The sequence below is a fragment of the Phaeobacter sp. CAU 1743 genome, from assembly GCF_039839315.1.
Lineage (GTDB): Bacteria > Pseudomonadota > Alphaproteobacteria > Rhodobacterales > Rhodobacteraceae > Phycobacter > Phycobacter gallaeciensis_A.
In genome coordinates, this window is sequence record NZ_JBDOQR010000017.1 from 1 (window position 1) to 13,707 (window position 13,707).

At 61.5% G+C, this 13,707-nt stretch carries 13 protein-coding genes and 1 pseudogene; 8 read left to right on the forward strand and 6 right to left on the reverse strand.

The window, feature by feature from the left end; all coding sequences use genetic code 11:
- Positions 1 to 108: pseudogene (locus tag AAFO90_RS08750) on the forward strand (IS5/IS1182 family transposase); the annotation flags it as partial.
- 82 nt (positions 109 to 190) lie between these two features.
- Here the strand turns inward: AAFO90_RS08750 and AAFO90_RS08755 are convergent.
- Positions 191 to 922, reverse strand: coding sequence for a metallophosphoesterase family protein (locus tag AAFO90_RS08755; RefSeq protein WP_347509156.1), 732 nt, complete (start codon positions 920 to 922; stop codon positions 191 to 193).
- 87 nt (positions 923 to 1,009) lie between these two features.
- On the opposite strand from AAFO90_RS08755, the gene AAFO90_RS08760 reads away from it, so the two are divergent.
- Complete coding sequence (locus AAFO90_RS08760; protein ID WP_347509157.1) at positions 1,010 to 1,540, forward strand: hypothetical protein; 531 nt, start codon at positions 1,010 to 1,012, stop codon at positions 1,538 to 1,540.
- Positions 1,541 to 1,620: 80 nt separating this feature from the next.
- Here the strand turns inward: AAFO90_RS08760 and serA are convergent, their stop codons facing one another.
- On the reverse strand, positions 1,621 to 3,219 hold the full coding sequence (gene serA / locus AAFO90_RS08765) for a phosphoglycerate dehydrogenase (RefSeq protein WP_065272189.1): 1,599 nt from the start codon (positions 3,217 to 3,219) through the stop codon (positions 1,621 to 1,623).
- Between the two features lie 142 nt (positions 3,220 to 3,361).
- Positions 3,362 to 4,507, reverse strand: a complete 1,146-nt coding sequence (locus tag AAFO90_RS08770; protein WP_347509158.1) for a phosphoserine transaminase — start codon at positions 4,505 to 4,507, stop codon at positions 3,362 to 3,364.
- 259 nt (positions 4,508 to 4,766) lie between these two features.
- Here AAFO90_RS08770 and AAFO90_RS08775 point away from each other — a divergent pair, with 259 nt between their 5' ends.
- The 3 genes from AAFO90_RS08775 (at position 4,767) to AAFO90_RS08785 (ending at position 7,585) form a co-directional block, all read left to right on the forward strand.
- Entirely contained in the window at positions 4,767 to 5,807 is a 1,041-nt protein-coding gene (locus AAFO90_RS08775; RefSeq protein WP_274839660.1) for an AI-2E family transporter, read from the forward strand.
- A 120-nt stretch (positions 5,808 to 5,927) separates the two neighbouring features.
- Positions 5,928 to 6,803 (forward strand): phosphoserine phosphatase SerB, encoded by an 876-nt coding sequence (gene serB, locus AAFO90_RS08780; protein ID WP_347509210.1) that lies wholly within the window; start codon positions 5,928 to 5,930, stop codon positions 6,801 to 6,803.
- Positions 6,804 to 6,862: 59 nt separating this feature from the next.
- A complete protein-coding gene (locus AAFO90_RS08785; protein ID WP_347509211.1) occupies positions 6,863 to 7,585 on the forward strand; it encodes a TSUP family transporter in 723 nt (240 codons plus the stop codon).
- A gap of 194 nt (positions 7,586 to 7,779) precedes the next feature.
- Here AAFO90_RS08785 and AAFO90_RS08790 read toward each other — a convergent pair whose 3' ends face one another.
- Positions 7,780 to 8,778: an asparaginase gene (locus AAFO90_RS08790; protein ID WP_347509159.1), complete on the reverse strand. Its 999-nt coding sequence runs from the start codon at positions 8,776 to 8,778 to the stop codon at positions 7,780 to 7,782.
- 182 nt (positions 8,779 to 8,960) lie between these two features.
- Here AAFO90_RS08790 and AAFO90_RS08795 point away from each other — a divergent pair, with 182 nt between their 5' ends.
- Both AAFO90_RS08795 and rlmN read left to right on the forward strand, forming a co-directional pair.
- Complete coding sequence (locus AAFO90_RS08795) at positions 8,961 to 9,494, forward strand: invasion associated locus B family protein (RefSeq protein ID WP_274829412.1); 534 nt, start codon at positions 8,961 to 8,963, stop codon at positions 9,492 to 9,494.
- A gap of 179 nt (positions 9,495 to 9,673) precedes the next feature.
- Complete coding sequence (rlmN, locus tag AAFO90_RS08800; RefSeq protein WP_347509160.1) at positions 9,674 to 10,858, forward strand: 23S rRNA (adenine(2503)-C(2))-methyltransferase RlmN; 1,185 nt, start codon at positions 9,674 to 9,676, stop codon at positions 10,856 to 10,858.
- 71 nt (positions 10,859 to 10,929) lie between these two features.
- Here rlmN and AAFO90_RS08805 read toward each other — a convergent pair whose 3' ends face one another.
- Positions 10,930 to 12,225 (reverse strand): type I secretion protein, encoded by a 1,296-nt coding sequence (locus AAFO90_RS08805; protein WP_347509161.1) that lies wholly within the window; start codon positions 12,223 to 12,225, stop codon positions 10,930 to 10,932.
- 268 nt (positions 12,226 to 12,493) lie between these two features.
- Between AAFO90_RS08805 and AAFO90_RS08810 the strand changes: the two genes are divergently transcribed.
- Entirely contained in the window at positions 12,494 to 12,712 is a 219-nt protein-coding gene (locus tag AAFO90_RS08810; RefSeq protein ID WP_065272181.1) for a hypothetical protein, read from the forward strand.
- 65 nt (positions 12,713 to 12,777) lie between these two features.
- Here AAFO90_RS08810 and AAFO90_RS08815 read toward each other — a convergent pair whose 3' ends face one another.
- Entirely contained in the window at positions 12,778 to 13,626 is an 849-nt protein-coding gene (locus AAFO90_RS08815) for an LOG family protein (protein ID WP_274829409.1), read from the reverse strand.
- Positions 13,627 to 13,707 lie beyond the last annotated feature (81 nt).

The following is a 13,707-nucleotide window of genomic DNA, read 5'->3' on the forward strand; positions in this document are numbered from 1 at the left end:
TTCGCAAAGATCAAGGAATTCAGAGCCATAGCGACCCGCTACGAAAAGACAACGTCCAGCTACGCCGCCAATTGGCATCTCGCGGCTGCCATCATCGCCTCACGATGAATGTCCACAGACCCTAGCACACTTCTCTGTGATTTGCGACGAAAAGCGCTGGGATTCTGCGTAAAAAACGCGGTTCTTTTGGTTAGGCGGAGCCTATGCTTTTGCGCCCCTGATCGCTCAGAAGCCAGCAGTCCTTTCCTTCGAAGACGGCAGCACTCAGCGGGCGGCCAAAGCCTGCGCCGCTGTCCAGATTGACACGGTTGCCGCGATGCTCAGCGCTTGGGACATGGGTGTGGCCATGCACCACCAGCCAGGGGTGTGGGCGGGTGTCGTCGAGGAATTCATGCCGGATCCAGATCTTGTCATCCTCGGTCTGCGCCTGCAGCGGCACGCCGGGACGGATGCCCGCATGGACGAACAGCAGCGCGCCCTGTTCATGGTGGCTGGGCAGGGCCGCCAGAAAACCCCGGTGGCGCTCCGGCACGGCGGCGCGCGCTTCTTCGTGCACCTCGTGGATACGCGCCCGTTCCGGAACATCGACCCCGTAAGAGGCCAGCGTCTGCACCCCGCCGATCTTCTCGTGCAGCCAGTGATAGCCCACCAGCAGCCGGGCATCGTTGCGGGGATAGTCCTCCATGAACATCGAGAACATGCGGTCGTGGTTGCCCATCAGGCAGGTCCAGTTCTTGCCCGCCGCCTGCCCTTCGATCAGCAGATCCAAGACACCCCGGCAATCCGGCCCGCGATCCACGTAATCGCCAAGAAACACCACCTGAGCATCGGGACCACCATCCGCCGCGATCCGCTCCAGCGCCTCTTCCAGCATCTCGCGCTGTCCGTGAATGTCTCCTATGGCGTAAATCGGCGCGGGCATGGGCATCTCCTTGGCTGCTATAGGGAATAGATGGCCGATGCACCGCCCTACCACAAGGGGCAGCCTGTGGGACGCCGAAGGTTAGCCTTGAATGACGCCCTCTGCCCGGTGGCGCAGCGCGGGAAATATGTGGATCGAAAACCGGAAACCGGTCACAGTTGTCGCCACCTGCCGCAACCGATCCGCCATTCAAGGCGGGCATGGGATGATACGGCAGGCGTTTTTGGTGAGTTCAAGGGGGACGATCAGATGAAAGGTATTTCATCCGCATTTTTCATTGTCGCGGTCAGCGCGGCGCTTGGGGGTATGGTCTGGGGCATCCAGATGGCCGCGACGGGCGATCACGTCCTATCGCCGGCGCATGGGCATCTCAACCTGATCGGCTGGGTCAGCTTTGCGATCTTCGGCTTTTACTATCATCTGGTGCCAGCCGCGGATCAGGGACTGCTGCCAAAGCTGCATTTTGCGCTGTCTGCCGCCGGGCTGGGCCTGATCGTGCCGGGCATTGCCATGGCCATTGCCAGTCACAATGAAATGCTGGCCAAGCTCGGCTCGGTGCTGACCCTGGCGGGGATGTTGGTGTTTTTTGTGGTCGTGCTGCGGTCGATCCGGAAATAACCGGCGCGCAGCGCAGGAGCACATGAAAAAGCCGCCCCGGATCATGGGGCGGCTTTTCCGATTTCGTGGCCTGCGACAGTTTACTTGACGTCGAACTGCAGCGGCTTGATCTGGTTGAACAGACCGGTTTCGGCCAGCTTGGCGCGCGCCTCGGCTGGGACCACACCATCGACATACAAGAGCGCGATCGCTTCACCGCCAGCCACAGCGCGGCCCAGGGTAAAGTTCGCGATGTTGACGCCGTGATCGCCCATGGTCTTACCTAGGGTACCGATGATGCCCGGCACGTCGTTGTTGGTGGTGTAGAGCATGTGCTCACCCACTTCGGCGTCGATGTTGATGCCCTTGATCTGGATGAAGCGCGGCTTGCCATCCGAGAACACGGTGCCCGCGATGGAGCGTTCACGCGTCGGGGTCGCCACGGTCACCTTCACGTAGCCTTCAAAGGCACCGGACTGTTCCTGGTTGGTGGTCGAGACCTTGATACCGCGCTCCTTGGCGATCATCGGAGCGGAGACCATGTTCACATCCGGGTTGATCGACTTCATGATCCCGGCAATCAGCGAGCAGTTCAGGGCCTCAAGGTTCATCTCGGACGCGCAGCCATCATAGAGGATGTTGATCGCCTTGATCGGCTCGTCATCGGTCATCTGGCCGATGAAGGCGCCCAGATGCTCGGACAGCTTGATCCAGGGCCCCATGACCTTGGCTTCTTCCGCCGTGACCGAAGGCATGTTGAGCGCGTTCTCTACGGCGCCGGTCAGCAGGTAGTTGGCCATCTGCTCGGCCACCTGCAGGGCGACGTTTTCCTGGGCTTCGGTGGTGGCGGCGCCCAGGTGCGGGGTGCAAACCACGTTGGGCAGATTGAACAGCACGTTTTCCTTGGCCGGCTCTTCCGAGAAGACGTCGAAGGCCGCACCGGCAACGTGACCGGATTTCAGTGCTTCCGCCAACGCCTCTTCATCGACCAGGCCACCGCGGGCACAGTTGATGATGCGCACGCCCTTCTTGGTCTTGGCGAGGTTTTCAGCCGACAGGATATTCTTGGTCTGATCGGTCAGCGGCACGTGCAGGGTGATGAAGTCGGCGCGGGACAGAAGCTCGTCCAGCTCGACCTTTTCGACGCCCATCTTGTCGGCCTTCTCCTGACCGAGGAAGGGGTCATAGGCGACGACTTTCATCTTCAGGCCACGGGCACGGTCGCAGACGATGCCACCGATGTTGCCGGCGCCGATGACGCCCAGGGTCTTGCCGGTCAGCTCAACGCCCATGAACTTGGACTTTTCCCACTTGCCTGCATGGGTCGAGGCAGAGGCTTCGGGGATCTGGCGAGCAACGGCGAACATCATCGCGATGGCGTGTTCGGCGGTGGTGATCATGTTGCCAAAGGGCGTGTTCATCACGATCACGCCTTTTTTCGACGCGGCTTCCTTGTCGATGTTGTCGGTGCCGATACCGGCGCGGCCGATCACCTTGAGGTTGGTGGCGTTCTCGAGGATCTTCTCGGTGACCTTGGTGGCCGAACGGATGGCAAGACCATCGTAGTTGCCGATCACCTCGGCCAGCTTGTCCTTGTCTTTGCCAAGGTCGGGCTGGAAGTCGACCTCGATGCCGCGATCACGGAAGATCTGAACGGCGGCTTCGGAGAGTTTGTCGGAAATGAGTACTTTGGGGGCCATGTCTGGTGGTCCTTTGTGCGGGGGCCTGTGGAAAGGCCGTCAATTTTGAACGAGGGAAGCGTCCGACCCTGGTGGGTGCAAAGCGCCCTCCTGGGGGAGGGTCGGGCGCTGCCCGGCGGTGCCGCCGGGCGAAGTCACTTGATCAGCCTTGCGCGGCGATCTCGGCCTCAAAGGCCCATTCGAGCCAGGGCAGCATGGCCTCGATATCCGAGGTTTCGACCGTGCCACCGCACCAGATCCGCAAACCGGCAGGCGCGTCCCGATAGGCGCCGATGTCCAGCGCGATGTTTTCCGCTTCCAGACGTTTGGCCACGGCCTTGGCAAAGGCGGCGCCGTCCTTGATGCGGTCATCGGTGAACTTCAGGCAGACCGAGGTGTTCGACAGGGTCGCCGGATCCTTGGCCAGGAAATCGATCCAGTCGTGCAGCTCGACAAAATCGGCGACCGCCTTGGTGTTGGCATTGGCGCGGTTCTGCAGCCCTTCAAGACCGCCAACCGAACGCGCCCAATCCAGCGCGAAGAGGTAGTCTTCGACCGCCAGCATTGAGGGCGTGTTGATGGTCGCACCGGAGAAGATACCGTCGATCAGCTTGCCGCCCTTGGTCAGGCGGAAGATTTTCGGCAGCGGCCATGCGGGCGTGTAGCTTTCCAGGCGCTCAACCGCGCGCGGGGAGAGGATCAGCATGCCGTGGGCCGCTTCGCCGCCCAGCACCTTTTGCCAAGAGAAGGTGGTCACATCCAGCTTGTCCCAGGGCAGGTCCTGCGCAAAGGCGGCCGAGGTGGCATCGCAAAGGGTCAGACCTTCGCGATCCGCCGGGATCCAGTCGCCATTCGGGACGCGAACACCCGAGGTGGTGCCGTTCCAGGTAAAGACGACGTCATTGGCAAAATCGACCGAGGCCAGATCGACGATCTCGCCGTAATCTGCGGTCTTGGCGACGGCATCCAGTTTCAGCTGCTTGACCACATCGGTGACCCAGCCGGAACCGAAGCTCTCCCAGGCGAGCATCTCAACGCCGCGGGCGCCCAGAAGGCTCCACATGGCCATTTCCATGGCACCGGTGTCCGAGGCGGGCACGATGCCGATCTTGTAATCAGCGGGGATCCCCAGAACCTCGCGAGTGCCTTCGATGGCAGCCTTCAGCTTGTCCTTGCCGACAGCGGCACGGTGCGAGCGGCCCAGAGGCGCATCTGCGAGTTTGGTCAGATCGAATGTGGGGGGTTTGGCACAGGGGCCAGAGGAAAAACGCGGATTGGCCGGCCGCGTAGCCGGTTGCTGGTTAGCCATTGATGCTATCCTTCCAGATAAATGCCCCTCGTTGGGGAGGGGTGTCCCACGGACGGAGCTAAGGCCTGCCGCGCGGCCGCGCAATACGCAAAACGACAGATTGCGGCGATCTGGCGCGCAATTGCGACCCCTCCTGACGCCTTTCGGAAACTTTCCACCCCGGATCGGCACCCGATCTGCCCCGTACAGGCTCTGTCATTGCGGCGAGGTATGGGATGCTGTTGTCTGTCTCCATGGTGTTTCGAATCGGATTTCGCAGATGAGCAAACTGGCGCTGGTGACCTATTCCTTTGCGCTGCTGCTGATGGTGGGCTGGCTGCTGACCGCCGGTCAGGCCGTGCTGTTGCCGATCCTCGTGGCCGTGATCGCCGTCTACATCCTGACCACCGCCGCCGAGGTTCTGGCCGATGTGCCGGGGTTCAGCCGCCTGCCCCGTACTGCGCGGCGGCTGCTGGTGCTGCTGGCAATCCTTGCCGCCTTCATGGTGCTGGCCTCCTTCATTACGGCCAGCGCCACGGCGATCTCTGCCGCCCTGCCGCAATACGCCGCCAATCTCGATAAGCTGCAGCACGATTTCCTGACCTATCTCGGCGTCGACGAGGTCCCCAGCTGGGCCAATCTGGGCGAAAGCCTGCTGGACCTGATCGACGCCACCACGCTGATGCCCGCGATGCTTGCCACCATCAGCAACGGCGGCACCCTGATCGTCAGCGCCGCGCTATACGCCGTGTTCATCCTGACGGAACTGGACCGGCTGCCGGAAAAGACCCTGATGGCGATGCGCGAGCCGGAAGATGCCGAGCGCACACTGGAGCTGGCTCGCAAGATCAACGACAAGATCGGTGGGTATCTGGCAGCAAAGACGCTGGTGAACGTCATTCTGGGGCTGGTGTCCTATGCGATCCTTCTAATGCTGGGGATTGCCCACCCAGCCTTCTGGGCGATCCTGATCGGGCTGCTCAATTACATTCCCTATATCGGCTCGATCATCGCGGTGTTCTTTCCGGTCACCATCAGCCTAATCCAATTCGGCTCCTTCGGCCACGCGGCGCTGGCGCTGGTGACGCTGATGACGCCGCAGATGATCATCGGTTATTACGTTGAGCCGAAATACCTTGGGCATTCGGTCAACCTCAGCCCGTTTTCGGTTCTGCTGGCGCTGGCGCTCTGGACCGAGCTTTGGGGCATGACCGGCGCCATTCTTGCGGTGCCACTGACCGCGATGGTGATGATCATCCTCGCGGAAATCCCGACCACCCGCTGGCTGGCAGTGCTGATGTCGCAGAACGGCAAGGTCTGACCACTGGCGCGGGCACACATGCGCGATTGGCCGCAGGGGCTGGCCCCGGCGATCCCGCCTCGCTATGACATGCCGAAATTCACCCTGTTCCTGTCTCTCCCCCCGCTCCGGAGCCTGCCCATGTATACCGTCACCCTGCTTTGCAATCCTGCGGCGCCCATCCTTGAGGCGACCCTGGTCGAGTCCCTGCGCAATGCCTGGGGCGGCGGCGAGGCCCAGTGGCTGGCCCCCGACGTGGCCGCCGAATTTGTGCTGGAAACCCTGCCGGACAACCAATGGGACGTCTGGCAGGACCTGCAGAACATGGCTGTCGATCTGGTCATCCAGCCGACCGAGGGACGCCGCAAACGCATGCTTCTGGCGGATATGGATTCCACCATGATCCAGCAGGAATGCATCGACGAACTGGCAGAGGTCGCAGGCGTCGGGGAGCGGGTGAAAGACATCACCGCCCGCGCGATGAACGGCGAACTCGATTTCGAAGGCGCCCTGACCGAACGGGTCGGCCTGCTGAAGGGGCTGCCCGCAGGCATGATCACCGAGGTTCTGAACACCCGTATCACCCTGATGCCGGGCGGGGCGGAGCTCGTCGCCACAATGAAGGCAAACGGCGCCTATACGGCGCTGGTCTCGGGCGGGTTCACCGCCTTTACCGCGCGGGTCGCGGGCCAGCTGGGCTTTGACGAAAACCGCGCCAATACCTTGCTGACGGCAGAGGGCACGCTGACCGGTGATGTGGCCCGCCCGATCCTGGGACGCGAGGCCAAGGTCAACGCGCTGGAAGAGATCACCGCCCGGCTGGGTCTGACTGAGGCGGAGGTGATCGCCGTCGGGGATGGTGCTAATGATCTTGGCATGCTCAGCCGTGCGGGCGCAGGCGTTGCGCTGCACGCCAAGCCGTCGGTGGCGGCGGAATGTGATATCCGGATCAATCAAGGGGATCTCACTGCGCTGCTTTATGTGCAGGGCTATGCCCGCAGCGATTTCCAGGCCTGATAGACGTGCTCGACCTATTGCCCGGCTTTGAGGTCGGGATCGAAACCCTTCTGCTGTTGATGACAGCCGGGTTTCTTGCCGGGTTCATCGATGCCGTCGCCGGGGGCGGCGGACTGATCACGGTTCCCGTGCTGCTGATCGCGGGAGCCAACCCGGTCACAGCCCTGGCCACCAACAAAATTCAGGGCCTGTTCGGCGCCGCCACCGCCGCCCTGTCCTATGCCCGCGGCGGCCATGTGGACCTGCGTCGGCAGGGGGGATCAGCGCTGATCGCCTTTGTCGCAGCGATCGCCGGGGCGCTTCTGGTCTCGGTTCTGCCGACAGAGTGGATCCGGATGATCCTGCCACTGCTGCTGATCGGAATCGCGATCTTCTTTGCCACCAAGAAGGGGCTTGGCGATCTCGACCGCGCGCGCCGCCTGTCACCTGCCTTGTTCGCAGGTACCATGGTGCCGCTCTGCGCAGCCTACGATGGGCTGCTGGGACCGGGTGCGGGCAGTTTCTACATGCTCGCCTTCGTGTCGCTGGCGGGCTACGGCATTCTCAAGGCGACGGCCCATACCAAGCTGCTGAACCTCGCCTCGAACGCCGGGGCGCTGGTCGCCTTTGCCTTTGTCGCGACGCCCTGGTGGATGACCGGACTGGCCATGGGTCTTGCGCAGATCGCAGGGGCGCGGCTGGGCGCCGGGCTGGCGCAGAAGATTGGTGCCCGGTTGATCAAACCGCTGCTGGTTCTGACCTCGGTGGCGCTGGCGATGAAACTGATCTTCGACATGCTCTAAAGCCAGAACCCCGGGCCGACGAGAAGGCGCGCCATATAGCGTCCGGGCCTCTCTCGCGCCCACAGGTGCAACGGCCCTGGGGCCGTCACCCCATGACGGCCTTGGTCCCAGCGCCGCGCATCGCGCGGCGCCACGCCCAACGGGAGGGCGGCTTTTCAGAAGCTGACCGACGGGCGGGAGCCCCCCCTTGCGGGTCAGAATTCCAGTTCGGCAGCGGGACGGATGGCGCCGCAATCGATATTGCGCCGGTTCAGAAGCGGCGCATTCAGATATTTGCGGGTTTCCGGGTGATCCGCCTCCAGAACGCCAAGCCCTACAAGAATGGCCGCAATGGCGCATTCGCTGGCCCGGGTTGCGCCATCGGTGATCTTCAGCGCAACGCCCAGGTGCTGCTCGGGCAGGATGGCGACGAACACCGCCTCTGCCCCGGTCTTGATCGCCACCCGGCCGCCCATGGCGCGCATCAGGTTGGTGCAGGCGCGGGTTTCCCCGGCGACCAGCTCGGGGTGTTTCGCCATCGCCGCCACCAGCTGCGCCGCCCCTTCAGAGGCCCGGTCGGACCGTGTATGCGCCGAGGCAAACCAGCCCATCGCCCGCGCCAGACCATGTACAGTGGTGGCAAAATTCGGCGCCGAGCAGCCATCGATACCATATCCGGGGCTCTCCAGCCCGGTCACCTCTTCAAAGGCAGACAGGCAGGCCTGCTGCACCGGGTGATCGATCTCGACATAATCCGCCCCACCGCCCAGATGCTGGTTCAGGGTCAGGAAGCCCGCGTGTTTGCCCGAGCAGTTGTTGTGCACCTGGCAGGGGCTTTGATCGGTCTTGATCAGCTCATTGCGCGCCGGGATATCGGCCGGTTCCTGCGGGCCGCAGCGGAAATCACTATCCGCCAGCCCCAGCTGACCGAGCCAGGCATTGACCCGGTCGGTGTGGATATGGGCGCCATTGTGCGAGGCACAGGACAGCGCCAGCTGCTCGGATGTCAGCCCGTATTTCGCGGCGGCGCCAGAGGTCATCAGCGGCAGCGCCTGGATCATCTTGGCCGAGCTGCGCGGATAGATCACCGCCTCCGGGTCACCCCAGCTGCGCACAATCTGTCCGCTGGCGTCACAGATGACCGCATGCCCCAGATGCAGGCTTTCCAGCAGGGAGCCACGCCAGATCTCGGCCATAGGTACGGGTTTATTCATGATATCTGCCTCGCTTCTTGGCGAAATCCTGCCAAAACGCACTTTCGCTCGTGGTGATTGTTACGTTAGTGTGCTTCAGTAAGGCAAGCAGGGGAAACGGGCAAAGACGGCGGTCACAACGCTGCCAGACCCGGTACGATCTCCCTGAAATTGAGGTTATGACAGTCTTGGAGTCGGGACAAATGGCATCGAAACTCGCCCGCTTGGCCGCGGGCCTGTGTGTGGCCGCATTGGCCACCAGCGCGAACGCACAGCAAGCAAAAACGGATAACCGCGTTGGCGCCAACGTGGATTGGAGCGTTTTTCAGGGCGAAAACCCAACCGAATGCTGGGGCGTTTCCGCCCCCAAGGAAACCGTCAATACGCGTGATGGTCGGGTTGTCGCCGTGCGCCGCAGCGACATTCAGCTGTTCGTGCTCTATCGCCCGGATGACAGTGACAAAGGTCAGGTCAGCTTTACCGGTGGATACCCCTTCGCGCCCGGATCGACCGTCAACATGGTGATCGGGGATTCCGAATTCGAACTCTTCACCGAAGGTGAATGGGCCTGGCCCGCGACCCCAGCGGATGATGCTAAAATCATCACCGCGATGAAACGGGGATCAGACGCGGTGCTGACCGCCCGTTCGGCTCGCGGCACCCAAACCAAGGACCGGTTCTCCTTGCTTGGGTTTACTGCCGCAGTCGAGGATGCGGAAAAGCGCTGCACCCAGTAATTAAGCCGGGCCTTTCGCATAAAAGTACCGTTTTGCCCCGGCCGCGACAGCAGTCGGGGCTTTTGCTATCGCCCCACCCCAAGCCCCTCTGCAGTGCTTTCTGGGGAGGAAATCTTTTGATCTTTGGTCAAACTCCTATATAGAGCCGCATCCAGCCCATAAATCCGAGTCGCCCTGCCATGACCGCCAACGCGCCGATCACCCAAGACGTTCTGACCCTGCCCCGCAAACAGCCCGAGGGCGGCAAGATCAACCTTGTGGGTCTCACCCGCGAGCAGATGCGCGCGGCGCTGATCGAGCACGGCACGCCGGAAAAGCAGGCCAAGATGCGGGTCGGGCAGATCTGGCAATGGATCTACCAATGGGGCAAACGCGACTTTGCTGAGATGACCAATCTCGCCAAGGCCTATCGCGCCCAACTGGCCGAGCATTTCGAAATCGCCATCCCCGAGATGGTCAGCAAGCAGGTGTCGACCGATGGCACCCGCAAGTATCTGGTGCGTATCGCCGACGGGCACGAGGTCGAGGTGGTCTATATCCCCGAGGAAGGCCGCGGCACCCTGTGTATCTCCAGCCAGGTGGGATGCACCCTGACCTGTTCCTTTTGCCACACCGGCACCCAGAAACTGGTGCGCAACCTGACGGCAGGTGAAATCGTCGGGCAGGTTATGATGGCGCGCGACGATCTGGAGGAATGGCCGGTGCCCGGCGCCCCCAAGGACGAAACCCGTCTGTTGTCGAACATCGTTCTGATGGGCATGGGCGAGCCGCTTTATAATTTCGAGAACGTGCGCGATGCGATGAAGATCGCCATGGACCCCGAGGGGATTTCCCTGTCGCGCCGCCGGATCACCCTGTCCACTTCGGGCGTGGTGCCGGAAATCGCCCGCACCGCCGAGGAAATCGGCTGCCTGCTGGCCGTGTCCTTCCACGCCACCACGGATGAGGTGCGCAACAAGCTGGTGCCGATCAACAAGCGCTGGAACATCGAGGCGCTGCTGAACGCGCTGCGCGATTATCCGCGGCTGACCAATTCCGAGCGCATCACCTTTGAATACGTGATGCTGAAAGATGTGAATGACACCGATGAGGATGCCCACCGTCTGGTGGAGCTGATAAAGGGCATTCCGGCCAAGGTGAACCTGATCCCGTTCAACGAATGGCCCGGCGCGCCCTACAAACGGTCGTCGAACAACCGCATCCACGCCTTTGCCAATATCATCTATCAGGCCGGCTATGCCTCACCGATCCGCACTCCGCGCGGTGAAGACATTCTGGCGGCCTGCGGTCAGCTGAAATCGGCCACCGAACGCGCCCGCAAAAGCCGCAAGCAGATCGAGACCGAGACAGGCACGTCGTCCTGAGGCTGGTGATAGGCCGACTGAGAAAAGGCAGACCGCCACACCGGTCTGCCGAAACGCGCGAGACGGTATTTCTATAGGTACAGAATATCGCCTTCAGTCAGAGACCCGGTAACGCCTTCCAGCCGTATCTCGAACCAGGAACCGTAACTGAGCACTGTGTCTCCGCCATCCTGCTGCGCGTTCATTTCTCCAAAGTATGCGGGATCGACCTGCGAAACATCGATTACATCGACGCCGGATGTGAAATCGGTGATGGTATTCACATCGTAGAAATCATCGTCCGTGAAGACGAAGACATCCGCGCCGCCGCCACCGGTCAGGACGTCATCTCCGTCGCCACCGTTCAAAATGTCGCTGCCGCCGCCTCCCAGCAAGCGGTCGTTTCCGTTGCCACCTTCAAGAGTGTCCGCGCCCCGCGCACCGGTCAACCGATCGTCACCGCCGCCACCGAAGATCTGGTCATGTCCGCCGCGTCCGTGGAGCACATCGGAATCGTCCTCGCCGCCCGAGTAGTCTTCCTCTCCGATGCCGCCATAAAGTACATCACTGCCGCCACCACCATTCAGCTTGTCATTGCCGAGCCCGCCGATCAGCGTGTCCTGTCCTGCGCCGCCGCGCATCACGTCTTTTGCTTCGCGGCCGATGAGCTGGTCGTCTCCCCCGCGCCCCACCAGCACGGTGGCCTGATCGGTGGAGACCATCACATCGTCCTCACCCGTCGCGCGGATCTTGACCTTGCCCACGCGATTGAGTCCGACATTCCAACCTTCAAAGGCGCTGGCGTCACCATAGATGTTCTGCAGAGCCTGGGCGTCCATTGTTCCGAGATCCGTGACGCTGTAGCCATCATAGCTGTAGGTCATCACGGTGTTTTCCTGGTTATCCAGGCTCTCTTTCAGGGTCAGATCCCCGTCATGCGGATGCTTCAGCCCCATCGAATGCCCCAACTCGTGCAGCATGGTTTCGTACCCATAGCTACCGGGGCTGAGTGCGCTGGTCCCGATCGCAAGGTCCCCCTGACTGGTGTGACCGTCCTGAGATAGCGCGATATCGGCCCAGCCGCCCGCGCTGCCACCGTTGAAACCGAAGACATTGACCATGGCCGGGCCGTCCACCTCGACGAACCGTATCCCGGCTGTGGCCTCAAACTCTTCTGTCACCTGCCGGAAATAACCGCGCTGCACCTCACTGAAGGACCAGTAAGAGCTCGCGCCATAGGGATCTGTCGATACCGGCGCCAGATCCTGCGTTTCGACGAAACTGTAGGTGACAACGACCTGCGTGCCCACGGATGTCTGTCCGTTCCAGCGAAAGACGTCATCGTCCAGATAATATAATAGGGCCGAATAATCGGATACCTCAGACATCCCAATCTCCACACACCAATTCCACGCATCAACGTTTCGTCAGGGAATGTGGCTGCCATGCGGCTTGAGATTGGCGGAAACCGCGCAGTTCAGCGCACCTTTAATAAGTTTTTAATAATTTCAGGGATTAAACGGGAATGATTGAGGTCCGAATATCGCCATTTAGCGAAATGGGCTGCCTCATTTTTTCCTATATTCGGGTGCAATTTCGCCATTTGGCTAGAACAGTTTCGATTCTGAAAACAATGCTGTTGAAAAGGGAATCGCAATGCAACAGGAACCCATCGAAACCCGCACTGTTGGCGCCATTGAACCGGGCGTTCTGACCATGATCCGTGATGAGCGTGAAAAGGCGCTGAGCACCCGTGAATGGCAATTTCGCCTGCGTGGCTATGGCTATGGCATCAAGACGATCGAAGGCGAACAGATCCTGACCCGTCTGCCCCAGGGCATCGCGGTTGGCGTGTTGCCGCCGGAGTTTTTCTGAGCAGCCCGCATCACCCACGCATTGGTGACGGATGCGGTGCAGCCAAATTTGGATCGGCAGCCTGACTACAGATCGCGGTCCGGCAAAGCGCCGCGCGCCGGAGCAGGCTCCCAGTTATCGATAATCTCCACGGCCTCTTGTGCCGTCTCGACGAACCGGAACAGATCAAGATCCTGATCGGAAATGGTCCCGGCATCCGCCAGGGCCTCCCAGTTGATGATTTTTTCCCAGAACGCGCGCCCGAACAGGATGAAGGGCACCCGTTCCATGCGGCCGGTCTGGATCAGGGTGAGGCTCTCGAACAGCTCATCCAGGGTACCAAAGCCACCCGGAAAGACGGTGATTGCCCGGGCCCGCATCAAAAAGTGCATCTTGCGCACCGCGAAATAGTGGAAGTTAAAGCTGAGATCCGGCGTCACATAGAGGTTCGGTGCCTGCTCATGCGGCAGAACGATGCCAAGGCCGATCGAATGCCCCCCGGCATCGCTGGCACCTAGGTTCCCTGCCTCCATCACGCCCGGCCCGCCGCCCGTCACGATGACATTGTGCTGTCCAACAGTTTCCAGGGATGTCAGCGTCATCAGCCGGGCAAATTCCCGCGCCTCGTCGTAGAAATGAGAAAGATCCGCAAGGGTCTGCGTGCGGGCCTGCTCCTTGTTTTGCGGGCTGGGAATGCGCGCGCCGCCGAACATGACGATGGTGCTTTCGATCCCCTTTTCATCCAGCAGCAACTGCGGTTTCAAAAGTTCCAGCTGCAACCGCACCGGGCGCAGCTCGTCCCGCAGCATGAATTCATTGTCGTCAAAGGCCAGCCGATAGGACGGGGACCGGGTCTGCGGCGTATGCGGCAGATGTTCGGCCCGGCTCCGGTCGGATTGGGCGTCGGGAAACCGGCTTTTGCGATCGTCGCTCATGTGAAAAGACCTGCATGTTATGCTCAACTGCTGCCCTGTCTATCGTTGCCCTGCCTCCGGCGCCAGCCCGCACACACCGCT

Coding starts and splice junctions, on each gene's coding strand:
- AAFO90_RS08755 (WP_347509156.1), bottom strand. CDS start 922: ATGCCCGCGCCGATTTACGCCATAGGAGACATTCACGGACAGCGCGAG.
- serA (WP_065272189.1), bottom strand. CDS start 3,219: ATGGCCCCCAAAGTACTCATTTCCGACAAACTCTCCGAAGCCGCCGTT.
- AAFO90_RS08770 (WP_347509158.1), bottom strand. CDS start 4,507: ATGGCTAACCAGCAACCGGCTACGCGGCCGGCCAATCCGCGTTTTTCC.
- AAFO90_RS08775 (WP_274839660.1), top strand. CDS start 4,767: ATGAGCAAACTGGCGCTGGTGACCTATTCCTTTGCGCTGCTGCTGATG.
- serB (WP_347509210.1), top strand. CDS start 5,928: ATGTATACCGTCACCCTGCTTTGCAATCCTGCGGCGCCCATCCTTGAG.
- AAFO90_RS08785 (WP_347509211.1), top strand. CDS start 6,863: ATGACAGCCGGGTTTCTTGCCGGGTTCATCGATGCCGTCGCCGGGGGC.
- AAFO90_RS08790 (WP_347509159.1), bottom strand. CDS start 8,778: ATGAATAAACCCGTACCTATGGCCGAGATCTGGCGTGGCTCCCTGCTG.
- AAFO90_RS08795 (WP_274829412.1), top strand. CDS start 8,961: ATGGCATCGAAACTCGCCCGCTTGGCCGCGGGCCTGTGTGTGGCCGCA.
- rlmN (WP_347509160.1), top strand. CDS start 9,674: ATGACCGCCAACGCGCCGATCACCCAAGACGTTCTGACCCTGCCCCGC.
- AAFO90_RS08805 (WP_347509161.1), bottom strand. CDS start 12,225: ATGTCTGAGGTATCCGATTATTCGGCCCTATTATATTATCTGGACGAT.
- AAFO90_RS08810 (WP_065272181.1), top strand. CDS start 12,494: ATGCAACAGGAACCCATCGAAACCCGCACTGTTGGCGCCATTGAACCG.
- AAFO90_RS08815 (WP_274829409.1), bottom strand. CDS start 13,626: ATGAGCGACGATCGCAAAAGCCGGTTTCCCGACGCCCAATCCGACCGG.